Annotated in this window: 18 protein-coding genes; 7 read left to right on the top strand and 11 right to left on the bottom strand. The window is 34.8% G+C overall.

Annotated elements, in window-relative coordinates:
• Positions 1–61: 61 nt before the first annotated feature.
• From A4F88_RS10055 to A4F88_RS10045, 3 genes are read right to left on the bottom strand one after another with little or no spacing between them, the layout of a single operon-like run.
• Complete coding sequence (locus tag A4F88_RS10055) at positions 62–1,735, bottom strand: RagB/SusD family nutrient uptake outer membrane protein (RefSeq protein WP_068842480.1); 1,674 nt, start codon at positions 1,733–1,735, stop codon at positions 62–64.
• An 11-nt stretch (positions 1,736–1,746) separates the two neighbouring features.
• Complete coding sequence (locus A4F88_RS10050) at positions 1,747–4,854, bottom strand: SusC/RagA family TonB-linked outer membrane protein (protein ID WP_068842479.1); 3,108 nt, start codon at positions 4,852–4,854, stop codon at positions 1,747–1,749.
• Between the two features lie 36 nt (positions 4,855–4,890).
• Entirely contained in the window at positions 4,891–6,330 is a 1,440-nt protein-coding gene (locus tag A4F88_RS10045) for a glycoside hydrolase family 28 protein (protein ID WP_068842478.1), read from the bottom strand.
• Between the two features lie 284 nt (positions 6,331–6,614).
• Here A4F88_RS10045 and A4F88_RS10040 point away from each other — a divergent pair, with 284 nt between their 5' ends.
• The gene (locus A4F88_RS10040) at positions 6,615–7,643 is read left to right on the top strand and encodes a LacI family DNA-binding transcriptional regulator (RefSeq protein ID WP_068842477.1); all 1,029 of its coding nucleotides are present in this window, start codon (positions 6,615–6,617) and stop codon (positions 7,641–7,643) included.
• 231 nt (positions 7,644–7,874) lie between these two features.
• Here A4F88_RS10040 and A4F88_RS10035 read toward each other — a convergent pair whose 3' ends face one another.
• The 8 genes from A4F88_RS10035 to A4F88_RS10000 all read right to left on the bottom strand — a co-directional run bounded on the left by A4F88_RS10035 (position 7,875) and on the right by A4F88_RS10000 (position 17,705).
• Positions 7,875–9,497, bottom strand: a complete 1,623-nt coding sequence (locus A4F88_RS10035; protein ID WP_068842476.1) for a UxaA family hydrolase — start codon at positions 9,495–9,497, stop codon at positions 7,875–7,877.
• Positions 9,498–9,499: 2 nt separating this feature from the next.
• Positions 9,500–10,966 carry a tagaturonate reductase gene (locus A4F88_RS10030; protein WP_068842475.1) on the bottom strand — a complete coding sequence of 489 codons (1,467 nt, stop codon included), beginning with the start codon at positions 10,964–10,966 and terminating at the stop codon, positions 9,500–9,502.
• Positions 10,967–11,189: 223 nt separating this feature from the next.
• Positions 11,190–11,858, bottom strand: a complete 669-nt coding sequence (locus tag A4F88_RS10025; RefSeq protein WP_068842474.1) for a bifunctional 4-hydroxy-2-oxoglutarate aldolase/2-dehydro-3-deoxy-phosphogluconate aldolase — start codon at positions 11,856–11,858, stop codon at positions 11,190–11,192.
• 10 nt (positions 11,859–11,868) lie between these two features.
• Complete coding sequence (locus tag A4F88_RS10020; RefSeq protein WP_068842473.1) at positions 11,869–12,891, bottom strand: sugar kinase; 1,023 nt, start codon at positions 12,889–12,891, stop codon at positions 11,869–11,871.
• A 190-nt stretch (positions 12,892–13,081) separates the two neighbouring features.
• Positions 13,082–14,488: a glucuronate isomerase gene (gene uxaC / locus A4F88_RS10015; protein WP_068842472.1), complete on the bottom strand. Its 1,407-nt coding sequence runs from the start codon at positions 14,486–14,488 to the stop codon at positions 13,082–13,084.
• A gap of 24 nt (positions 14,489–14,512) precedes the next feature.
• Positions 14,513–15,304, bottom strand: coding sequence for a gluconate 5-dehydrogenase (locus A4F88_RS10010; RefSeq protein ID WP_068842471.1), 792 nt, complete (start codon positions 15,302–15,304; stop codon positions 14,513–14,515).
• A gap of 5 nt (positions 15,305–15,309) precedes the next feature.
• Positions 15,310–16,149 carry a 5-dehydro-4-deoxy-D-glucuronate isomerase gene (kduI, locus tag A4F88_RS10005; RefSeq protein WP_082815743.1) on the bottom strand — a complete coding sequence of 280 codons (840 nt, stop codon included), beginning with the start codon at positions 16,147–16,149 and terminating at the stop codon, positions 15,310–15,312.
• A gap of 86 nt (positions 16,150–16,235) precedes the next feature.
• Positions 16,236–17,705 carry an MFS transporter gene (locus A4F88_RS10000; protein ID WP_143155034.1) on the bottom strand — a complete coding sequence of 490 codons (1,470 nt, stop codon included), beginning with the start codon at positions 17,703–17,705 and terminating at the stop codon, positions 16,236–16,238.
• A 665-nt stretch (positions 17,706–18,370) separates the two neighbouring features.
• On the opposite strand from A4F88_RS10000, the gene A4F88_RS09995 reads away from it, so the two are divergent.
• From A4F88_RS09995 to A4F88_RS09970, 6 genes are all read left to right on the top strand, one after another.
• On the top strand, positions 18,371–19,294 hold the full coding sequence (locus tag A4F88_RS09995; RefSeq protein ID WP_245179076.1) for an alpha/beta hydrolase: 924 nt from the start codon (positions 18,371–18,373) through the stop codon (positions 19,292–19,294).
• Positions 19,295–19,760: 466 nt separating this feature from the next.
• Entirely contained in the window at positions 19,761–20,075 is a 315-nt protein-coding gene (locus A4F88_RS09990) for a hypothetical protein (protein ID WP_068842468.1), read from the top strand.
• A 23-nt stretch (positions 20,076–20,098) separates the two neighbouring features.
• Positions 20,099–20,659, top strand: a complete 561-nt coding sequence (locus tag A4F88_RS09985) for a 2'-5' RNA ligase family protein (protein ID WP_068842467.1) — start codon at positions 20,099–20,101, stop codon at positions 20,657–20,659.
• Positions 20,660–20,732: 73 nt separating this feature from the next.
• Positions 20,733–21,656 carry a helix-turn-helix domain-containing protein gene (locus A4F88_RS09980; protein WP_068842466.1) on the top strand — a complete coding sequence of 308 codons (924 nt, stop codon included), beginning with the start codon at positions 20,733–20,735 and terminating at the stop codon, positions 21,654–21,656.
• A 99-nt stretch (positions 21,657–21,755) separates the two neighbouring features.
• Positions 21,756–22,484 carry an SDR family oxidoreductase gene (locus A4F88_RS09975; protein WP_068842465.1) on the top strand — a complete coding sequence of 243 codons (729 nt, stop codon included), beginning with the start codon at positions 21,756–21,758 and terminating at the stop codon, positions 22,482–22,484.
• Positions 22,485–22,664: 180 nt separating this feature from the next.
• Positions 22,665–23,429, top strand: a complete 765-nt coding sequence (locus A4F88_RS09970; protein ID WP_068842464.1) for an SDR family oxidoreductase — start codon at positions 22,665–22,667, stop codon at positions 23,427–23,429.
• Positions 23,430–23,522 lie beyond the last annotated feature (93 nt).

Below are 23,522 nucleotides of genomic sequence, written 5' to 3'. Positions count from 1 at the left end.
AGGCATCGAACTCCTTTTTAACTTCTTCAAAAAAACGTAACCTCTATAAATTATCAAATTACTAATAACCAGGATTCTGAGGGAAATCCTTGTTTTGATTTAAATCAAGTGCTGTTTGTGGTATTGGTCTTAAAATTTTAAGTTTTCCGTCTACTCCAACAAAATTTGCTGCTTTGATTTTATAATTATAAGCCGAAGCTCTTGCTACCAATGTTCCGGTACGTTTTAAATCGAACCAGCGTTTGTATTCGCCTACAAGTTCTCTTCCTCTTTCATCTAGAATATAATCGATATTAAATTCTCCAATTAGTGCATTTGCAACTCCTGCTCTTCTTCTTACTTCGTTTAAACGATCTAATCCTGTTTGCGGATTTCCTGCTTTTAAATACGCCTCAGCTGCTACCAAATAGGTTTCGCCCAATCTTGCTACAATAATATCTCTTGTGCTCACAGGACCTGTACTCGATGGTGTTGTTGGATCCGGATCATCAAATTTCTTAACGGGAATCGTATAACAATCTAAATTCTGAATTAGAGTATGTGCTGCCGAATATTCTCCCCAAGGGTGGTATACAAATGTGGCTGATTTTCTGGATGCATTTGCAGTATTCCATGCTGTTCTGTCTGCTGCTGTAAACCATTTTGGCTCATAAAAATGTCTCACTTTTAATGTTGCCGGGCTTGTACTTCTGTAATACGGATAATACAAAACTGTTTTTGTAACGCCATTGGTTGTTTCCGGGCCTTCCAGAATTTCTGTCATGAAGGTAGCATCCCATCTTTTATCACCTTTTTCATAGAGGCCTAAAGCATAATCTGTTGGACATAAATTATAACTTCTTAGCGGAGCTCCTGTTTCTGCACCTCCTAAATAAGAACTGAAATAGTAAAACTGATTGTTTCCTAATGTTGTAGGAGATGTACTTGTAGAAGCTTTATCATATTGAACAGAGAAAATAGTTTCTGCATTTAAGTCATTTCCAGGTTTGAACAATTGGTCAAAAGCAATATTTAAAGCTTGTCCTGCAATGGCTGCATCTGCATAAGCTGCTGCTTTGGTAAAATCTGCCGGAGTACCAAAGGTTTCATAACCTCTTGTTAAATACACTTTTGCCAATAAATCGTTTACGGCTCTTTTATTTACTTTTCCTCCGGTTGCATAAGCAGTAGTATTTACACTTGCTAATGCTGCATCAAGATCTGAAATAATCTGAGTATAAACCTCTTCTGCTGTATTTCTTTTAAAAGATAAAACAGGCGTTGTAATATTATCCAAAACAATTGGAACCCCGCCATAAGTCTGAACTAATAAAAAATAAGCATTGGCTCTTAAAAATTTTGCTTCGCCAACAAGTGTATTCAGGTTTGCTGTTTGTTCTGTTATGGTTGAATAATAAACTGTTTTGTTTACAGACTGAATTTGCTGATAACATGAAATATACAATTCATCAACGTTGCTGGAAGATGGGATTAATAAGGCATATTGACTTAAACCAGCCGGTTCAGGGGTTCTTCCTTCGGCATACATATCGGTACCGGATTCAAATAACCACGGGTTTCCTCCATAAATTCCTTTTAGCCATGCATAATTAGAATTTACTAATAACTGAAAACCTGATGCTGTTTTGTATGTGGCATCAGCCGGAACATTAGAAAGACTTTCTTCTTCGATATAGTCATTACATGAAGTGAAAACTGTAATGATTATTCCTAAAATTAATATTATTTTTTTCATTTTATATCTTATTAAAATTTAACACTTAATCCCAATTGCGTTGTCACTGATGCCGGACGGTTTACACCAAAAGCTGAACCAGCCCACTCCGGATCGTATCCGTCAAATTTTGTAAATACAAATGGGTCTAAAACATTTATGTAAATTCTAAAATTGCTCATTCTTAATTTCTTAAGTAACTCTGAATTGAAAGTGTATCCTAATGAGATATTTTTAATTTTAACATAAGATACATCTCTGTAGTAGCCAAATAAAGAAGTCCAATAAGCTCCGGCTCCTGTAGCAACCGGTCCTGGTCTTGGATTTGTATTGTTAGCATTTGCCGGAATACCTGTTCCGTTTGTTGGAATAAAGTAATCCATTGCCAGTTTTTGACGACCTCTGTCGCTTACATCGGCAAAGTTTTGGTGAAAAGTACTTAATACGGTTTGTCCCTGACTTGTTAGTACAGAAAAGTTAAAATCAAACTGACCCACTGTCAATTTAGAATATAAACTTCCCTGCCAATCCGGATTTGCATTTCCAATTACTGTTCTGTCATCCTGATTGAATTTTCCGTCTCCATTTAAATCTTTCGGTCTTGCCTGTCCCGGTGCCATACCATAAGCCGCTGCCTGAGCCGCTTCGCTTTCCTGCCATACACCATCATAAACATAGTTGTAATTTGGGTTTAACTCTGACCCTAAAATCAGTTTGTTTCCAATATCGCTTACTTTATCCTGATTGTAAATCGATTCTAACTTATTCACGTTTTTAGTAAAGGTGAAAGTCGTTTCCCAGTTTACATTCTTAGATTTTATATTTTTTGTAGTTAATAAAACCTCTACTCCTTTGTTACTAACGGAACCTACGTTTGAATAGGTATTTTTCCAACCTGACTCAGATGGTAACTGTTGTTTGTAAATTAGCTTATCTGATAATCTGTCGTAAACATCAACACTACCTGAGATTCTGTTTTTTAAGAATCCAAAATCAAGTCCAAAGTTCAATTCTCTTGTTTTCTCCCACGTTAATTGTTGATTTGCAAGATTTTCAGACTGCCATCCGGATACTACATTTGCTCCGTTTGCATAAAATGTTTGTTGATTTAATAATGCCTGAGATGTATAAGGAGCTACATTATCATTTCCTGTATATCCTAAACTGGCTCTAAGTTTTAAGTCTGAAATAACCAAATTATTTTCTAAAAATGATTCTTTACTTATTTTCCAGCCCAAAGCTACTGATGGGAAATTTTGCCATTTATTATCTTTTGATAAAACGGATGAACCATCCCATCTGTTTGAAGCCGTTAATAAATATTTGTCTTTAAATGTATAATTTAAACGAATAGCATACGAACTCAAGGTATTTTTTGCATAGCCTGAGCTTAAATTATAACTGGTCTGAACTCCTGATCCCATATTATTTGATCCAACATCAAAAGGCTGATTGTTAGAATATAAATATGATGTTTCGTCAATATTTGAATACAAACTTTGCAATAATAATACGCTAACGTCATGTACATTATTGAATGTGTGTTTTAAATCGATCTGGTTATCCCAGGTATAATTGAAATTATTGAAGTTTTTAATTGAGGCTGAATTTTTTCCGTTTAAAGTTACACCTGCATTTGTTTGTGCGCCATAAGCTGTACTTGTAACGGTATTTTCGATTCCTGCTGCAAATGTTGTTTTGAATGAAAACCATTTCATTGGCTGGTATTGTAAATATACATTACCCACTGTTTGCCACGTTTTTTCTGTCTGAGATGAGTTTGCAATCTCAATTAACGGATTTACGGTACTTGTTTTGTTGATTGCCCATGATCCGTCAGGATACGTTAATTTTCCAGGCAGGAAAAACAATGTACCTACTTTTTCGTTTCCTGCTGCATCAACAGCCCATGGCGACATAAGCGGACTTAATCTAAAAGCATCCTGCATGGCCAAATCACTTCCTAATTGTGTATCAAGACGTGCAATTGTTACGTTCGCACCAGTAGAAAACTTGTCATTTATTTTATGGTTTAATCCTAACTTAAAAGAGTATTTATCAGTAGAGTCATTATCGATAAGTCCTTTATCACTCTGAACACCAAAACCTAAATTATAGCTTAAGCCTGAATCTGAGCGACCTGAAATATTTAAATAATTATTCTCTGTCATTCCTGTTTTTAGTACGGCATCATACCAGTCAAAATTATAACCGCTATTGGCTCTTGATACTAATAATGGGCTTTGATTTCCGGCTAATGTCGCAAGTTGAGCCGGAGTTTGTGTTGCTGGTGTAGCACTCATATAGGCTACCTGATGAAATTTCCACCATTCTTCTCCGCTCATCATTTTTGGTAGTCTTGCGGCAGTTTTAGTTCCATAAGAAGTATCATAAGAAACACTAATGCCTGATTTAGCACTTATACCGCTTTTGGTTGTTACAATGATAACACCACTAGCTCCTCTTGATCCATAAATTGCTGCTGAAGATGCATCTTTCAAAACATCCATTCTGGCAATGTCCTGCGGATTTAAAAAGTCAATTCCGTCAGTTGGTACACCATCTACAATGTATAATGGAGAAGATCCAATTAAAGAGTTATTTCCTCTAATCACAACTTTAAAACCATCACCTGAACGACCAGTGCTGGATGAAATCTGAACTCCCGGTGTACTTCCCTGAATTGCTTCCAGTGCGTTTGTGGTGTTTCTTTCGGTAATTGTTGCTGCACTAATTGTACTTACAGAACCGGTAAGATCTGTTTTTTTGACAGAACCATACCCTACAACCACAACTTCATTAAGCGAGTTGGATTGTTCTGCAAGGCTAACATTTACTCTGGCTTTTCCGGCAACACTTACTTCTTGTGTCTGAAAACCCAAATAGCTAATCACTAAAATAGCTTTATTGCTTGTTACATTGATTTTAAAACTTCCCTCAAAATCTGTAGAAGTACCGTTTTTAGTTCCTTTTTCCTGAACATTAACTCCTGGTAATGAGAGTCCTGCTGCATCAGTGATTTTCCCTTCTATTACTGTCGACTGAGCATTGATATTGCTGCTTAACAGAAAGGTCATAAAAAATAAAAATACAGTATTGTATTTTATTTTTTTCTTTAATCGTTGTCTGGTATTATTCATAATTTGGTTTAAAAAGTTTGGTTAATTGATAGTTGTTTAGTTTTTAACAGATGTTACTTTTTTGTCATTCACGTAAGTATTTATAAAATTGATATTCTTTACATTTTTTAGTGAGTAGATCGAATCTACTTTTTGGACTGTTACATTTTTCAATGTGATATTTTCGGTTGGTGATTGCTCGTAACCATCAGCCCAGACGCTATACTTTCCACCGTTTTTTACTTTTACATTTTCAAGACTGATGTTTCGTACGGTTGGAATAAAATCTCCTGTTTGTGATCCATATACATTGTAAAACATCGTAATTCGCAAGACACATTCTTTTACTGTTCCTACTTCAAGGTTTCGAACATAAACATCTTCTATAACGCCGCCTCTTCTTGAATTTGTTTTGATACGAATGGCCCGATCCAGATTAGGACTGTCCATTACACAATTTTCGACAAATACATTGTTGACTCCGGCTGATATTTCGCTGCCAATCACCACTCCGCCATGTCCGTCGATCATTTTACAATTTTCTACTATGATATTTTTACTGGGTATGGCCACTCTTCTGCCATCGGCATCACGTCCGGCTTTGATGGCAATACAATCATCACCGGTATTAAATGTGCAGTTTTTAATGAGTATGTTTTGAGAATATTCAGGATCACAACCATCATTATTTGGTCCGTGACTGTTGACTGTTACTCCGTCAATAATGATATTGTTTGATTTAAGCGGATGTAAAATCCAAAATGGAGCATTAATTACTGTTATGTCTTTTACCAAAATAGTATTACATTCAAAAAACTCTATAAAATTGGGGCGCAAATAACGTCCGTCACCAAAAACTCTTTCTGCAACCGGAATATTTTTTTCTGCCATGTCTACCAGAACTTCACGATTTTGAGGATCATTTTGAGATGGAATTCCTTTTTTCCATCCATAATCTTTTCCTCCGGACCAGATCCACCAATTGGTACGATCTGCCTGACCGTTTAAAATTCCTTTTCCGGTTATGGCAACATTGGTTTTGTTTTTGGCATAAATCAGTGGTGAATAGTTCATAAGTTCTGTTCCTTCAAACGAAGTATGAACAATAGGATAATCTTTGGGATTAAGGCTAAAAAGAACTTCTGCTTTATCTGCCAAATGCAAATTGACATTACTTTCTAAATGTATAGCGCCTGTTAAGAATTTGCCATTGGGAACCAAAACCTGACCTCCGCCATTTTCAGCACAGGCTTTTATTGCTTTTTCGAAAGCTAAAGTATTAAGCGTTTTGCCGTCAGCAACAGCTCCAAAATCAGTTATACTATAAACTTTATCAGCAAAATGGGTTTGTGGAATGCTTTTGATGATGAGTTCTTTTTTTTTCCAGGGATCAGAATCTGAAACGGCAGAGGTTTGTCGTGCGCAGGATAAAACCATTAAAGCAACTGCGCTAAAAATTGAGATTGTTTTAAATGCTATAACCTTATCTGTAATCATTTATATGGTATTTATTGTTTGAAATTCAAAACAATGCAATTATGTAATCGATTACACGAAAATATAAAATAAGTTCCAATGCACCAAATTTATTTAGAAATTAATTATATATTTAATTTTTATTAGGAAATATAATTACACTTAATGTAAAAAAACTTATAATTTATTATCATTGTATAACCGAAAACGTTTTAATTATAAATTATGGTAATCGATAACAATTTGTGTAACGTTATAAAAAAATATGTATTTTTGTCTGTAATTAATTTGAAAATCCTTTTTTAATGAGCGAAAAAATAACCATTTACGATATTGCTGAGAAATTAAATATCACTGCGGCTACTGTTTCAAGGGCTTTAAACAACAACCCTAAAATTAAAGAGAGTACACGTGAGTTGGTTATTAAAACCGCTGCCTCAATGAACTATAAGCAAAATAAGCTTGCACTAGCATTGAAAAGCGGCCGAAGTAATAATATCGGGGTAATTGTTCCCCGTATAGACAGCAATTTTTTTGCATCTGTTATTAGAGGAATTGAAGAAGAACTACATCCGCACGGTTATCAGGTAATTATTTGCCAGACGCATGAAAGCCCTAAAAGAGAAAACGAGAACTTATATACACTTATCGATGCTCAGGTCGATGGTATTATAATGTCAGTTACAGATGTTACGGGTGAAAACGATGGTGCTTTTCAGAATGTATTAGAAAAAAATGTTCCGCTTATCTTTTTTGACAGAAGCAAACACATTGAAGGGGTAAGCTCAGTTACCATCAATGATTTCAGAGGCGGATATTTAACCACAAAACACTTAATCAACGAAGGCTGTCGCTGTATCGCTCATTTATCAGGAGATCAGTCGTTAGAGATATTTAAAAACAGGTTTTTAGGCTACAAACAAGCTTTACTGGATAACGGAATGACTTTTAAGGAAGAATATGTTATTCCTGTAAAAAGTATGGTTGAAGCCGGAAAAGAAGCTGTTGATTTGTTACTTCAGTTGCCTGTTCCTCCTGATGCTATTTTTTCATCGAGTGATTTCGCTGCTTTGGGCGCAATTCAGGAGTTAAAAGAAAGAAACATTATTATTCCTAAAGAATTTTGTGTGGCAGGTTTTAGTAATGAGCCTTTTACTAAATTCATGGAGTTATCGATTACGTCTGTAGATCAGTCTCCACTTGAGATGGGAAAAATGTCTGCACGCGTATTCTTAGAACAAGTAGACAAAACCGATACAATTAAAATCGAAAAGAAGGTAGTTCTTGCACCGGAATTACATATTCGTAAATCATCGTCAAGAACCACCTTTTAATCTTTTTTTTTACCATATAAGTTATATAAGTTCACCTAAAAGTGAACTTTTTTTTATTTCTGAACTAAATATGTCGCTCCTCTGGAGCTTTAATCTAGATGACTAATTGTTATCTATAAATATTTTGCTTCTCTGGAGCTTTTCTATTAAAAAAAAGAGACGCACTATCTGTGCGCCTCTACATATAAATCTTTCAACTTTGTGTCTTTCTGTACCTTTGTACCTAAAAAACTAAAGCGATACTCCTCTTTTCCAGGGAATAAAATCGTTTTGATTTAGAATTGCTGCTTTGGTTTTTATAGTACCACTTGCAACATCAATGATGAATTCTAACATTTCATCAGCCATTTCATCAATAGATTTTTCTCCGGTGACAATTCCTCCGGTGTCAATATCGATAATATCAGACATTTTGTTCGCTAACTGAGTATTGGATGAAATTTTTACAACCGGTGCAATTGGGTTTCCTGTTGGCGTCCCCAAACCTGTTGTAAACAATACCATATTTGCCCCGGATCCTACCATAGCAGTGGTACATTCTACGTCGTTTCCTGGCGTACAAAGTAACGTTAAACCTGGTTTAGTGATGTATTCACCATAATCAAATACTCCTGTAATTGGCGAAGTTCCTCCTTTTTTAGCAGCTCCTGCAGATTTCATGGCATCAGTAATCAAACCGTCTTTGATATTACCCGGTGACGGGTTCATATCAAATCCTGATCCTGCATCTACCACTGTTTTTTCATACCATTGCATCAAATCAAGAAATCTTTTTCCGCTTTCGTCTTCTACACAACGGTTTACTAATTCCTGCTCTACTCCACATAATTCAGGGAACTCAGAAAGAATTGTTGTTCCTCCTAAAGCCGCTAATAAATCTGAAGTAACCCCTAAAGTCGGGTTTGCAGAAATCCCTGAAAATCCATCAGAACCACCACATTCTAAACCAATTCTTAATTTAGATAAAGGTGCAGGTGTTCTTTTTATTTCGTTTGCTTTTTTAATTGCCTCAAAAGTATCTTTTACAACACTGCTAAGCATGGTTTCGATTGTCCCTATTTGTTGCTGATCGTAAATCAATACCGGTTTTTTACTGTCTGGATTTATCGCATCCAGAGCATCTTTAAAGATTTGAATTTGCAGGTTCTGACATCCTAAACTTAAAACTGTTGCTCCGGCTACGTTTGGATTGTTTACATAACCAGCCAAAAGCTTAGCCAAACTATGTGAATCCTGACGAATTCCTCCACAACCTCCCTGATGTGTAATAAACTTTACTTCGATATTATTGAACAGGTTAGCATCGTTTGAAGCTTCCTGATTTCCTGCTCCTCCTGTTTCTGATTTTACTAAAGAACGAAGCAATAACTGATAATCGTTTTCTTTAGGTTTCATCAACTCTTTTTCGAAAATATCTTTTAGGATTTCGATGTTTCTGTTTTCACAAAATACCAACGGAAAAAACAACCATACGTTTTCTGTTCCTACTTGCCCGTCTTCTCTGTGATAGCCTTGCCACGTTCTGTCTTTCCACTTATCAATATTTGGTGCCGTCCAGCCAATGGTTTCGGTTTTTCCGGTTACTTTATCGCTTTCGTGTTTTACATTTGAAGTCGAAAGTAGTCCGCCTTTTTCGATTCTGGCACTTGCTTTTCCTACCAAAACACCATACATAATAATCCTGTCTCCTGTATTAAAAGGAACCATTGCGATTTTATGTTTCATCTTCACATCACTCTCAACGGTAACATCTTCGCCTTCAAAGTGAATCACTTCGCCAGCTGAAAGGTTTACCAAAGCTACTGCTACATTATCAGTAGGGTGAACTTTTATTAATTTTTTTTGCGTTGCCATAACTAAACTTTCTGAGTTATTGTATTTACTTGTTTTTGAAAATTGGCAAAACCATTTTCTATACCATTTGCATCAATTTCTTCTAATGCTGTTGTAATTGCTTTTGTTAAACCCGGAATAAGCGTTAAATCTTCATCCCAGAAATTTTTATTCTGCAAAGTAAGTCTTGCTATTTTCTCATAATCATCAGATTTCCAAAGTCCGTCAAAGAAAGAAACAATATCTTCACTGTCATTAACCGGCAAGCTTTGTCCTTTCCATGTTCCCTGATAAAAACGAATCAAAGCAGCAAATGCAAACGTTAAATGAGCCGGAAGTTTATGATGAATAGCTACATATCCTGTTAAACTTGGCAGCACACGTACTTTGAATTTTGAAATTGAATTTAGCGCAATCGAAGACAATAAATGTTTGATAAACGGATTTCTAAAACGATCCAGAATTTCTTCAGAGAAACTTGCTAATTCCGCTTTGTCCATGTTCAATGTTTCATTGATCTCATAGAAAACAGCTTTGTTTACAAAATCTCCTGTAAAAGCATTATCAACTGTTTCTTTTACTGTTTCATTTCCATAAAGCAATGAAAACGGTACCATTGCAGTATGCGCTCCATTTAAGATTCTCACTTTACGAGTTCTGTATGGCTGCATATCTGAAACGATTTTCACATCTAAACCTGTTTTTTCAAACGGAAGTTTTGCTTTCAGTTTATCATCACCTTCAATTACCCATAAAAAGAAACTTTCGGCACTTACAATCAAGTCATCTTTGTAATCTAACTGACTGTTGTATTCTTCGATTTGATCTTTTGGATATCCCGGTACAATTCTGTCTACTAATGTATTATGCCAAGAACAGCTGTTAGTTAACCAAAATTCAAATTCTGCTCCTAATTTCCAGTCAGCACTATATTTGAAAACAATTTCTTTTAAAGTATCTGAATTGTAATTGATTAATTCACAAGGAATAATCGTTAATCCTTTATTTGCTGCTCCGTTAAAATGCTTAAATCTTTCGTTAAGCAGAACTGTAAGTTTTGCAGGGAAAGAAACCGGAGGCTGCATCGTTGGAAGATCTGAAGCGATATATTCGATACCGGCTTCAGTTGTATTAGAAATTATAAAAGCTAATTCTTCTTCTTTAGCTAAAGCTAAATATTCCTGAAAAGAAGCATAAGGATCAATTGCTTTTACAATATTGGTAATCAATTCTTTTTCCTGAATTTCCTGCCCTTTTTTTACTCCTTTCATGAACAAGGTATACAAACCATCCTGTGCATTGATCATGTTTACTAAACCTTTATCGATAGGCTGTACTACTGCAATTCCTGCATTAAAATCAGCTTCCTGATTTAATTTTTGAAATGCATATTCTATAAAGGCTCTTAAAAAATTACCTTCTCCAAATTGTACTATTTTGATAGGAAGTTTATCTGAAAACCCCGAGTTTGATCTGTTTATTTTTTCCATTTTAATTCTTCTTTAAAGTGTTATAAATAATCACATTTAAATACCTTATTTATTTCTTTAAAACATTTTCTGAACATGTAAAAGAAACATTACACTTGTGTGAGGACATAAAGCGTGTTGTGAGGAGTACACTCTTTATTGGCAAGTGTAATGTTCAATTACAATCTCTAAAATCTAAAAAAAACGCAATCTTAAATAAGGAATTGGCATGATTACTCCTTATCTATTTTCTAATATTTTTTATAATATCAAGTACCTGACTTACTTTGTTTTTTAAACCGTCGAAATCCTTATTATCCAGTATTTCTTTTGAAATTAACTGTGATCCGATACCTACACAGGTTGCACCCGCATTTAACCATGAAGTCAGACTTTCAACAGTTGGTAAAACTCCGCCTGTAGGCATAATATTTGTCCACGGGCATGGTCCTTTTATGGCTTTTATAAATTCCGGCCCGTAGATATCTCCCGGAAATAATTTTACAATTTCACAGCCTAATTCTTCAGCTCTTGCAATTTCAGTTAAAGTTCCGCAACCCGGAGACCACAATACTTTACGTCTATTACAGGCAATGGCAATATCTTCTCTAAAAACCGGAGTTACAATAAAATTAGCGCCTAAACTCATGTATAATGAAGCTGCAGCAGCATCGGTTATTGAACCTACACCCAACATCATTCCCGGTAATTCCGCCAGGGCATATTTGTTTAAAGCACCAAAAACTTCATGGGCAAAATCGCCTCTGCTTGTAAACTCCATTAATCGGGAACCACCATCATAACAGGCTTTTAATACTTTTTTACTTATTTCTAAATCTGAATGAAAAAACAACGGAACCATTCCGTTTTCTTTCATTTGTAACGCCACTTCAATTCTTGAATATTTTGCCATTTTATTTTAATTATCTTGATACTAATGCAGAACCATCACCATCAATCATATTTTCAACTTCTTTTAAAGTAACCAGATTATAATCTCCCGCAATAGTATGTTTTAAACAACAGGCTGCTACTGCAAAATCTAATGCTCTTTGATTATTATTCTGGTATTGTTGTAATCCGTAAATCAATCCGCCCATAAAAGCATCTCCGCTTCCTACTCTGTCCACAACTGGTGTTACTTCTTTTACTGCTGCCTGATAAATTGCTTTTCCATCAAACAAAATACCTCCAATTCTTTGGTGTGACGCACTTACAGAATAACGTAAAGTTGTGGCTACTGTTTTTAAATTCGGAATCAAATCAAACAACTTCGTGTATAAAACAGGTAATGATTTTTCGTCCTGATAATTTGGATTTACTTTAGGAATTCCCAACATAAAATACGCCGTGTCAATATCGCCTAAAATAACATTACTGTATTGTAACATTTCCGGCATAACTTCGCTTGGTGTTTTACCATATTGCCACAATTTTGATCTGTAATTTAAGTCGCATGAAATCGTGATTCCAAGTTTATGAGCTACTTTAATGGCTTCTAAACAGGCTTCGGCAGCACTCTCTGAAATAGCCGGTGTAATGCCGCTCCAGTGAAACCAACTTGCACCATGCAGTACTTTTTCCCAATCGATTGTTCCTTTTTGAATCGTTGCCATTGAGCTGTGTGCACGATCATATACTACATTACTTCCGCGTGTTCCTGCACCGGTTTCTAAGAAATAAATTCCTAAACGTTCTCCTCCGTAAACTATGTTTTTAGATTCTACGTTCATTTTTCGCATTTCTTTTAATGCCGATAATCCAATTTCATTTTCAGGTAATCTTGTAACAAATTCGGCATTTAAACCATAATTAGCCAAAGAAACACATACATTAAATTCTCCGCCTCCGTACGTAGCACCAAATGCCGTAGATTGGGAAAAACGTAAATGTCTTTCTGTTGATAAACGCAGCATGATTTCTCCAAATGCAACTACTCTACTCATATTTTTTTATTGTTTTTACCAGTATTTTTTACCATTAAGATATTAAAAGAATTAAGCTTTACTTTTTAGTTCTATACTTTTTTTTAAAATTAAGTTTATTAAGCATTTCTGCTTTATTATCTTTTCATCTTAAAAATAAATTTTAAGCTCAAAACTTCATTTCCTTAATATCTTAATGGTTCAAAAAAAATTAAAATTTGAAATATTCTTTTGCGTTATTGTATGAAATGTCAGAAACTAATTTTCCTATCCATTCCATATCGTTTGGAAGTTCTCCACGTTTGATTTCATCACCTAAAAGATTACATAAAATACGTCTGAAATATTCATGTCTTGGAAAAGACAGGAAACTTCTAGAATCTGTCAGCATTCCTACGAAACAGCTAATCAATCCCATGTTTGAAAGTGCATTTAATTGTTTAGTCATTCCGTCTTTCTGGTCTAAAAACCACCATCCGGAACCAAACTGTACTTTACCGCGAACACTTCCGTCATTGAAATTTCCAATCATAGTTGCCATAACTTCATTATCAGCAGGATTTAAGTTATAAATGATCGTTTTTGTCAATTTATCTTTACTGTCTAAAGCATTTAAAAAGCCTGATAATTTTTGTGCCTGTGGATAATCTCCAATAGAATCCCAGCCTGTATCAGGTCCTAAAATTCTGTGCATACGGGCATTATTATTACGTAATGCACCTAAGTGAAACTGCTGTACCCATCCAAATTCATGATATGTTTCAGCTAAAAACTGTAATACTGCACTTTGGAATTTTAATACTTCTTCTGGTGTAATAATTCTGTTTTCTCTTTTCTTTTTGAAGATGGTCGTGATTTCGCTTTCTGTAAATTCTTCAAAATAAATCTGATCTAAACCGTGATCACTAAGCTTACAACCGTTTTGATTAAAGAACTCAATTCGTTTTCTTAATGCACTGCATAAATCAGTATAAGTGTGAATTGCAATTCCGGACACATCCCCTAATGTGTCCAGATATGCATTATAACCATCATTAGAAATTAAGATAGCTTTATCAGGTCTGAAAGCGGTACTCATTTTAGTTCCAATAGGATTTTGAGCCAGTTTTTGGTGAAACTCTAAAGAATCTATAGGATCTTCTGTAGTACAAACTAATTCAGCATTTACTTTTTTAAGCAGGTTTTGTGTACTGTATGCCTGAGAATTAATTTTTTCTGTTGTTTCGATATAGATTTTCTCTGCCGATTTTTCGTTTAGTAAATCATAAATATCAAAATAACGTGCTAATTCTAAGTGTGTCCAATGGTACAACGGATTACGCATGGTGTACGGAACTGTTTTTGCCCAGTTTAAGAATTTATCTTTATCTGATCCGTTTCCGGTTACAAATTGCTCGTTGATTCCTAATGTACGCATGGCGCGCCATTTATAGTGATCTCCGTTGATCCAAACCTGTGTGATGTTGTCAAAAATTTTATCTTCAGCGATAAACTGAGGATTTAAGTGATTGTGATAATCTATTATGGGCTGATTTTTAGAGTAATTATGATATAATTCTTCAGCAAATTTATTTTCCAGTAAAAAATTATCGTTTATGAATGTTTGATTTGCGCTCATGTCTTTTTTAATATAATTTGAGAATTATTCTTCGTTTGATGGTTTTCCAATAGTAGCCAGGATTCCGCCATCAACATATAAAATGTGACCGTTTACAAAGTCACTTGCCTTAGAAGATAAAAATATTGCTGCTCCGGCTAAATCACCCGGATCCCCCCATTTTGCAGCCGGAGTACGGCTGATGATGAAATCGTTAAACGGATGTCCGTCAACTCTGATAGGCTTTGTTTGTTCGGTCGCAAAATAACCCGGTCCAATTCCGTTGATCTGAACATTGTATTTTGCCCATTCTGTAGCCATATTTTTGGTCAGCATTTTCAACCCGCCTTTTGCTGCAGCATAAGCCGAAACAGTATTTCTGCCCAATTCGCTCATCATCGAACAAATGTTGATTATTTTTCCTTGTCTTCTTTCGATCATTCCTTTGGCTACATGCTTAGAAACAATAAAAGGACTTACTAAATCAATATCTATCACTTCTCTGAAATCTGCCACTTCCATATCCAGCAACGGAATTCTTTTAATAATTCCGGCATTGTTAATCAGGATATCAATTGGACCAACTTCACTTTCTATTTTCTGAACAGCTTCTTTGACTTCTCTTTCTTCGGTTACATTAAACTTATATCCAACTGCATTAATCCCTTCACTTTTAAGTAAAGCTACAGCATCATCAATTTTTTGCTGCGAAGAATTTCCGTTTACCACAATAGTTGCTCCTGCCTCACCCAATCCTTTTGCCATTGCCATTCCCAGTCCATGTGTACTTCCTGTAATCAGGGCAACTTTTCCTTTAATATCAAACAAGTTTGTCATAATTCTTATCTTAAATCAGTGATTTTACAAACATCCATATCTCCATAATCTAAATTTTCACCTGCCATTCCCCAGATAAAGGTATAATTACTGGTTCCTGATCCTGAGTGAATTGACCACGGCGGAGAAATAACAGCCTGATGATTGTTCATCCAGATATGTCTGGTTTCCTGAGGTTGTCCCATGAAATGGCAAACTGCCTGATTTTCCGGAATGTCTAAATAAAAGTAAACTTCCATTCTGCGATCGTGTACGTGTGCCGGCATCGTATTCCATACGCTTCCCGGTCTTAATTCGGTCATTCCCATTTGTAATTGGCAAGTGGTTACCACGCTGCCAATAATCATTTGGTTTACGGTACGGTGATTTGCCGTTTCCATAGTACCCAATTCTAATTTATTTGCTTCTGCCAGACTTACTTTTACTGTTGGGTAAGTAGTATGAGCCGGTGCAGAGTTGATGTAATATTTAGCCGGATTTTTACTGTCATCGCTTTTAAAGATTACTTCTTTATTTCCGCTACCGATATACAAAGCGTCTTTAAATCCTAGTTCAAAAGTTTGCCCTTCAACCACAACAGAACCGCTTCCGCCCACATTAATAATCCCAATTTCTCTTCTTTCTAAAAAATAAGGCGCTTTAAGCGGATCAATGCTTTCTAATTTCAAATCTCCTTTTACCGGAACAGCTGATCCTGCAATGTATCGATCATAATGCGAATACGTTAATACAATTTCATCTTCCTGCATTAAGTCATCAATTAAGAATTCGTTTCTTAATTCCTGTGTATCATATTTTTTAACTGCTTCGGGGCTTGACGCGTATCTTGAACTATATTTTGTCATAATTTTTAATTTAATGTAATCGATTGCACAAAATTATATTTTTATTTTTAAAAATACATTTTTGATGTATTAAAATTTTCTGAATATTATAAATCTGTAATAGGTCTGTATTTAGGAACTAATGTTTTCATTACTATCCAGCCTGTCAAATAACAAACGGCACAGATAGAAAAAATGATAAAATATCCTGCTTCGATGCCATGAAAGCCCATAAACACCATATTGTTTTCTTTAGCATAATCAAACAACATTCCTGAACCTTTGTTGATAAAAGTAGAACCAACACCTCCGGCTAAACCACCAATTCCGGTTATAGTTGCAATTGCTTTTTTAGGAAACATATCTCCTACTGTAGTAAAAATATTTGCAGACCATGATTGATGCGCTGCACCTGCAATACCAATAATAATGATTGGAATCCAATAACTGATATACCCTAAAGGCTGAGCGATTAAAGCCAATAATGGGAAAAATGCAAAAATTAACATCGCTCTCATTCTTCCTTCATAAGGGTTCATTCCTTTCTTTTCAACGAAATAAGTTGGCAGCCAGCCTCCAATGATAGAAAGCAAAGTAATCATATATAAAACAAACAATGGCAAAGCAGCCTGAGTTGAATCCATTCCGTAAACAGAACTTAAATAAGCAGGTGTCCAGAATAAGAAAAACCACCAAACTCCATCTGTCATGAATTTACCAAAAGCAAAAGCCCAGGTTTGCTTGTATTTAAAACATTCTACAAAAGAAACTTTAGTCTTGGTTTCAGGCACATAACCTTCAATCTTACTATCGGCAATATCATCTTGTTGAATGTATTCTAATTCTGCAGCACTTACTTTTGGATGTCTTTCCGGTTTATCATACATAAAAATCCAGAATCCCATCCAGACAAAGCCTAAAGCACCAATAATAATAAAAGCCATTTCCCAACCAAAAGATTTTGCAATAAACGGAATTGAAATAGGAGCCGCTAATGCTCCTACGGTAGCACCTGCATTAAAAATACTAGTTGAAAATGCTCTGTCTTTTTTAGGAAAATATTCGGCTGTAGTTTTGATGGCTGCCGGAAAATTTCCTGCCTCACCTACTGCCAGAACAAAACGGGCAAATATGAACAATGTAACACTTACATTAATTACCATTCCGGTATCTTTTACCAAATGAATTGCTTCTTTGGCACCTTCGAAACCTACAAACCAGTTTCCTGTAATAATACCTGCTGTTGCAATTCCGCAAAATGCATGAAGACAAGCTCCAAGAGACCAGATTCCAATTGCCCATAAAAAACCTTTTTTAGTATCCATCCAGTCTACAAAACGACCGGCAAACAATAAAGAAACAGCATAAAAAATAGAAAACAATGCAGTGATATTACCATAATCGTTGTTAGTCCAATGAAACTCCGGCGCAATAAAATCGCTCCATGTCAAAGAAAGTACCTGTCTGTCTAAGTAATTAATTGTTGTTGCAAAAAAAAGTAACGCACATATACTCCAACGATACCTTCCTGTTGATTTTTTGGTTTGGCTCATAATAACTGCATCTGTTTGATTCATAGTAGTGGTTTATTATAAAATTTATATTTTATGGGGTAATACAATTCGTTTTTTGGCCTGAGTACAAAAACATCCTGATCCATGGATTAAACACAAGAAAATCAATAAATGTAATCGATTGCACAAATATAGTTTTAAATCTTTATATTCCAAATAAATTATATAAAAAATTATTTTAACTCATTTATTAAACATATAGAATAAAAAAAAGAACTCAAAATTACAGATTAAACAATATATTTGTTAAAAGCTAACATATGAAATTTGTCCGTTTTAAGTATCAAAATTGTACAGAAAACTTTCACTTCTGATTAATTTTGAGGATTATCTTCTATTTTGCAGTAAAATTCAATTGTAACAATTACATTTATTAAGAGGGAATTGGTTAAAAAGCTCTATTTTTGAAATGTCTTAACCCGTTGGGTGTAATTAATTTTAACACATAGAAACATAGACTCTGGCTTCTCAAAATAGGCGTTTCACTTAGTTAAAATGCACAGAACTTAGCTATGTGAAAGAAATGTGTTTCTTTTTTTATACTTTTTTAGGTATAAAACCTATGTTTCTATGTGTTTAAAAAATATTTAGTATTACACCCAATGGGTTATCCTAATAGTTGTATTATTCACTAATTCATTATAAAATTGAAAACGTTAAAAAAGCATTTGCAAAAAAAAATAGGGCTAATCTCAGCACTTTTTATTGGTATGACGAATCAAATTGTGGCTCAAAATCAAACTATCGTTCCACTTTGGAGTAAAATTCCGAACGAAATCAAGGCTCCTGATTATAAGGAGAAAGAGCAAATAACAGACGGAAAAGTAATGAGCACAAGTTTAGTCTCTATTCCAACATTGAGTATTTTTTTACCCGCAGTAAGCAAACCCAATCAAACGGCAATTCTTATTTTTCCGGGTGGCGGATACCAGCATTTGGCAATTGATAAAGAAGGAACTAAGGTGGCTCAATGGCTTAATAGTTTAGGAATTGCAGCATTTGTGGTAAAATACAGATTACCCAACGACAAAATAATGAAAAATAAAACTATTGGTCCGTTGCAGGATGCACAGGAAGCAGTACGCTACGTAAGACAAAATGCAGCAAAATACAATATCGATGCAACCAAAATTGGTATTATGGGTTTTTCTGCAGGCGGACATTTGGCTTCTACGCTCGCCACGCATTATGATGACAAAGTATATGAAACCGCTTCAAATATAAGTGCCCGACCTGATTTTTCTCTTTTAATTTATCCTGTAATTACAATGGTCAATGAAGTTACACATAAAGGCTCACAAAACAATTTATTAGGAAGCACAGCTTCACAGGAACTTCTGGATTATTTTTCGAGCGAGAAAAGAGTTACAACCCAGACTCCAACAACTTTTCTGGTTCATGCAACAGATGATACTACAGTTCTGGCAGAAAACAGCATCAATTATTACCTGGCACTTAAAAGAAACAATGTTCCGGCTGAGTTACATCTTTATGAAAAAGGTGGACATGGTTTTGGATTGGGTGTAAAAGATACCAGTAAATTCTGGACCAGAGATTGTGAAGAATGGTTAAAAAGCCGCGGATTACTTTAAATCAATATTTATAAGAAATAAAAAAAGGGCCCTTAGATCTGTCCCCCCATTGACTAAATCTAAAAACCCTATAAAAATTAGACTTTTTCGTATTCTTGCAAATTCATACAAAATATTCACAATCTGTAAATATGTCGTTTTTATTGTTAATTTGTTTCTCCAAAAACATTAACCATAACATCGAAAATGTGTTTAAAAAGGTAAAAAACAACATCTATATCGATTGCTACAGTACAAAACTACAAGCAACTTTAGAGAAAACATTACGGGTTTCCTCATTTTGAGAAAATATTTTCATAAAATTGAGTAAGCAACTGTAAATCCAGGCATTTATTCTTTTTTTTATTTTAAAATATTCAGATAAAATCCCGGAAAATCAGCAATTTAAAGTCTTAGTCACTTTCTTATCCTAGATTAAGTTGAAACTATTTTTTTTGAAATAAATTTGTCAAATAAACTATAGATCATGAAAACTCTTGAATTCTTGTTACTGGGAAAAAATGAAGCAATTCTGGCCATTTTGCTTCGACTTGTAAATGCTGATGAAAATTGGAATGCAATTGCTTTTGATAATGAAAAAGAAGCTCAGGAATACTTTCAGAACAATAAAATCGACATTGTTTTGCTGAGTTCCGGAATCGAGGATCATATCGAAAAAGAATTTACTTCCTTTTGTTTAAAACATCAGCCGGAAGTCGAAGTAATTGAACACTTTGGCGGCGGAAGCGGATTATTAAAATCTGAAATCCTGCACCGGTTATATCTAAAAGGAAAAATTTAATTTCTCTAAAACCAAATTAACAAATGGAAAAGAAATATTCTGTTGTTATTCAGCCTTCTGAAAACGGAATTGAGATAATCAAAACAATGAAAGAAGAACTGGCTGAAAAAATTGGTTGGTTTAACAGTAAAAATGCTGTTGCCCATATTACCATTTGCGAATTCACTATTGACGAATCACAATTACAGAAATACAAACAAAAACTTCATAAAATCTGTGATAGCTTTACTCCTTTTCAGATTTATTTGGATCATTTTGGTGCTTATGATACTGCAGGTGCTTTTTACATTGCTCCAAACGAAGCGTCTAAAAGTGCTTTAAAACCAATCATGAAAAAGATTCAGGAATCTTTAAAACCATTAAAACTTAAAAAAAGCAACGACCCGCATATAAGTATTGGAAGAAAACTAACTCCCGAAAATCTTAAAATTGCATCAACGCTTTTTACTACAGTTGACATTGATTTTTTATGCAAAGAAATCGTTTTAAGAGAACTGGAACCACACAAACAGTTTTTTGTAATTGATACTTTTGCGTTTGGCAGTAATCCTGAACCTGAATTTATCCAGGGAAGTTTGTTTTAAACGCAAAATTTCAAATCAAAAAACCAGAAACTTTAATTTTTCGTATATTTGAATTTTACAATTCGAAGTCATTATGAAATCTCTGGACTCCTTTTACAAAGATATTACTGAAGGTTCAGCTGTTGAACCAAGTTCGTTACTACCCAATGACATTCAAAAAGAGATTGGGCATTTTAATATCTTTGATATTAAAGAACTTCTTGAGCGCCTTCAGGGGAAATCGATTATGCCTTATGATCGGCGTGCTTATTACAAAATCAGTTTGATAAAAGGTAAAAACCGTGCTGAGTATGCTGACAAGATAATCGAAATCGAAAAACAAGGACTTTTATTTGCTACGCCCAAGATTCCGTATAATTATCTTCCGCAGGATACTAATCAGTCAGGGCAGTTTTGTGTTTTTACGAGTGAATTTTTATCTAAAAATAAAAGCGGAATTGATTTAGACGAGCTTCCTATTTTTGCTTCAGACGGTTATCCTATTTTTCAGCTTACTGACGAAGAAGTTACCGAAGTTGAATTGATTTTCAACAAAATACAAAAAGAGATCAATTCAGATTATATCTATAAATATGATTTAATCCGAAATTATGTTGCAGAGTTAATTCACTTCGGACAAAAATTACAGCCTATAACAGCTTTGTATTCTAAACACAATTCGGCGGCAAGAGTTTCTTCTTTATTTGCTGAATTACTGGAAAGACAATTCCCGATTGAATCTCCAAACCAGCGATTAGAATTAAGAACAGCCAAAGATTTTGCCGAAAGATTATCGGTACACGTAAATCATTTGAATAAAGTTTTAAAGGAAAATACCGGAAAAACTACCACTGAATTAATCAGCAGCAGATTAACCAACGAAGCGAAAATCCTGCTGAAACAAACGGATTGGAATATCTCTGAAATTGCTTTTTCTTTAGGTTTTGAAGAATTGGCACATTTTTCTAATTTCTTTAAAAAACAAACTTCTTTTACGCCTCTCGCCTTCCGGGCTTAAATTCATGATTTGAATTTTGCAAACATCGGTTTGATATTTACAATTCTATACTCCTGCTTCGCCTCTACCTTTGTACCATCAATTTAAAAGATCGAAAAAATGAATGTATCAAACAACAAAATTTTAATAACCGGTGGCGCAAGCGGCATCGGACTTGGGCTTACCCAAAGATTTATTGAAGAAAACAATACTGTAATTATTTGCGGCAGACGTGAGTCTGTTTTGGCTGAAGTAAAAGCAAAATTTCCTTCTGTAATTACAAAAGTATGCGATTTATCAAGCGAAACCGAACGTAAAGCACTTTACGAATGGATTGCAGAAAATCATAGCGATTTGAATGTTTTAATAAACAATGCGGGAATTCAGAAATGGGTTTCGGTTACAGATGCTGATTTTTATGAAAGTATGAAATCTGAGATCTCAACCAATATCGAGGCTCCGTTACATTTAACTTCCTTATTTATCCATTTACCTTTTCTGACAACGGTAATGAATGTTACCTCCGGATTGGCTTTTTCTCCTTTTGCAAAAGTTCCCGTTTATTCGGCTACAAAAGCATTTTTCCGTTCGTTTACCCTTTCATTACGTCATATCCTGAAAGCAAAAAAGATCGAAGTAATAGAAATTATTCCACCTGCATTAAATACAGACCTTGGCGGTGTTGGATTGCATGACGCACATCCAAGCGTAAGCAGCTTTATCGAGTCTATTTTTGAGCAATTAAAAGAAGGAAAAAATGAACTCACTTTTGGAACCAGCGAAACCAGACTGAATGCAAGTGTACCGGAATTAAAAGCTTCTTTTGAGGCATTGCATTCTAATTTGTAAAATGTAAATGTGAGATGTTAGGTGTAAAATGTGAGATGTGAAATCCTACATAGTAAAACATCTCACATCACATAGTCTCACATCACATATTTACATTTTACATCTAACACCTAACATTTTACACCTAACATATTACAAATCACATTTCACCAACATAAAAACAATAAACATTATACACCAATGGCAGTAAATACAAAAATAGCTCTTGTTACAGGCGGTAGCAGAGGTTTAGGAAAAAATATGGCAATTGCGATTGCAAAAAAAGGCATCGACGTAATCATTACTTATAATAGCAAAAAAGATGAAGCAGATGCTGTCGTAAAAGAAATTGAAAGCTTGGGACAAAAAGCAGCTTCACTTCAGTTAAACGTGGCAGATTCAGGTACTTTTGATGCTTTTTTCGGAAGTATTTCTGAAATTTTAAAAAGTACATTTAAAACCGATAAATTCGACTTTTTAGTAAACAATGCCGGAATCGGAATTCACAATTCGTTTATTGGAACTACTGAAGCAGAATTTGACCAATTAACTAATATTCAGTTTAAAGGCCCGTTTTTCCTGACGCAAAAAGGATTGAATGTTATGAATGACGGTGGTGGAATCATCAATATTTCAACTGGTCTTGCTCGTTTTTCATTTCCCGGATATGCTGCTTATGCTGCTATGAAAGGTGCGATTGAAACACTTACAAGATATCAGGCAAAAGAGCTGGGACAAAGAAAAATCAGAGTAAATGTAGTGGCGCCCGGAGCAATAGAAACTGATTTTGGCGGCGGAGTTGTTCGTGATAATGAACAGATGAATCAGCAAATTGCTTCTGTGACTGCTTTAGGCAGAGTTGGTTTACCTGATGATATTGGTGGCGTTGTTGCTTTTTTATGTACCGAAGATGCACGTTGGGTAAATGCACAACGTATTGAGGTTTCAGGCGGAATGATGCTGTAAATTTTAGAAAATAAAACCTTAACAGGTTACAAAAACAAAACCCGACAGATTTTAAAAATCTGTCGGGTTTGTCCTTTTGAATATATTGAAGTT

The sequence above is a fragment of the Flavobacterium chilense genome (assembly GCF_001602525.1).
In the GTDB taxonomy this organism is placed as follows: Bacteria; Bacteroidota; Bacteroidia; order Flavobacteriales; family Flavobacteriaceae; genus Flavobacterium; species Flavobacterium chilense.
This window is presented reverse-complemented; position numbering and strand designations above follow the sequence as displayed.

Coding starts and splice junctions, on each gene's coding strand:
- A4F88_RS09980 (WP_068842466.1), top strand. CDS start 20,733: ATGAAATCTCTGGACTCCTTTTACAAAGATATTACTGAAGGTTCAGCT.
- A4F88_RS10040 (WP_068842477.1), top strand. CDS start 6,615: ATGAGCGAAAAAATAACCATTTACGATATTGCTGAGAAATTAAATATC.
- A4F88_RS10045 (WP_068842478.1), bottom strand. CDS start 6,330: ATGATTACAGATAAGGTTATAGCATTTAAAACAATCTCAATTTTTAGC.
- A4F88_RS09990 (WP_068842468.1), top strand. CDS start 19,761: ATGAAAACTCTTGAATTCTTGTTACTGGGAAAAAATGAAGCAATTCTG.
- uxaC (WP_068842472.1), bottom strand. CDS start 14,488: ATGAGCGCAAATCAAACATTCATAAACGATAATTTTTTACTGGAAAAT.
- A4F88_RS10010 (WP_068842471.1), bottom strand. CDS start 15,304: ATGACAAACTTGTTTGATATTAAAGGAAAAGTTGCCCTGATTACAGGA.
- A4F88_RS09970 (WP_068842464.1), top strand. CDS start 22,665: ATGGCAGTAAATACAAAAATAGCTCTTGTTACAGGCGGTAGCAGAGGT.
- A4F88_RS10055 (WP_068842480.1), bottom strand. CDS start 1,735: ATGAAAAAAATAATATTAATTTTAGGAATAATCATTACAGTTTTCACT.
- A4F88_RS10000 (WP_143155034.1), bottom strand. CDS start 17,705: ATGAATCAAACAGATGCAGTTATTATGAGCCAAACCAAAAAATCAACA.
- A4F88_RS10050 (WP_068842479.1), bottom strand. CDS start 4,854: ATGAATAATACCAGACAACGATTAAAGAAAAAAATAAAATACAATACT.
- A4F88_RS09975 (WP_068842465.1), top strand. CDS start 21,756: ATGAATGTATCAAACAACAAAATTTTAATAACCGGTGGCGCAAGCGGC.
- A4F88_RS09985 (WP_068842467.1), top strand. CDS start 20,099: ATGGAAAAGAAATATTCTGTTGTTATTCAGCCTTCTGAAAACGGAATT.
- A4F88_RS10030 (WP_068842475.1), bottom strand. CDS start 10,966: ATGGAAAAAATAAACAGATCAAACTCGGGGTTTTCAGATAAACTTCCT.
- A4F88_RS10020 (WP_068842473.1), bottom strand. CDS start 12,891: ATGAGTAGAGTAGTTGCATTTGGAGAAATCATGCTGCGTTTATCAACA.
- A4F88_RS10035 (WP_068842476.1), bottom strand. CDS start 9,497: ATGGCAACGCAAAAAAAATTAATAAAAGTTCACCCTACTGATAATGTA.
- A4F88_RS10025 (WP_068842474.1), bottom strand. CDS start 11,858: ATGGCAAAATATTCAAGAATTGAAGTGGCGTTACAAATGAAAGAAAAC.
- kduI (WP_082815743.1), bottom strand. CDS start 16,149: ATGACAAAATATAGTTCAAGATACGCGTCAAGCCCCGAAGCAGTTAAA.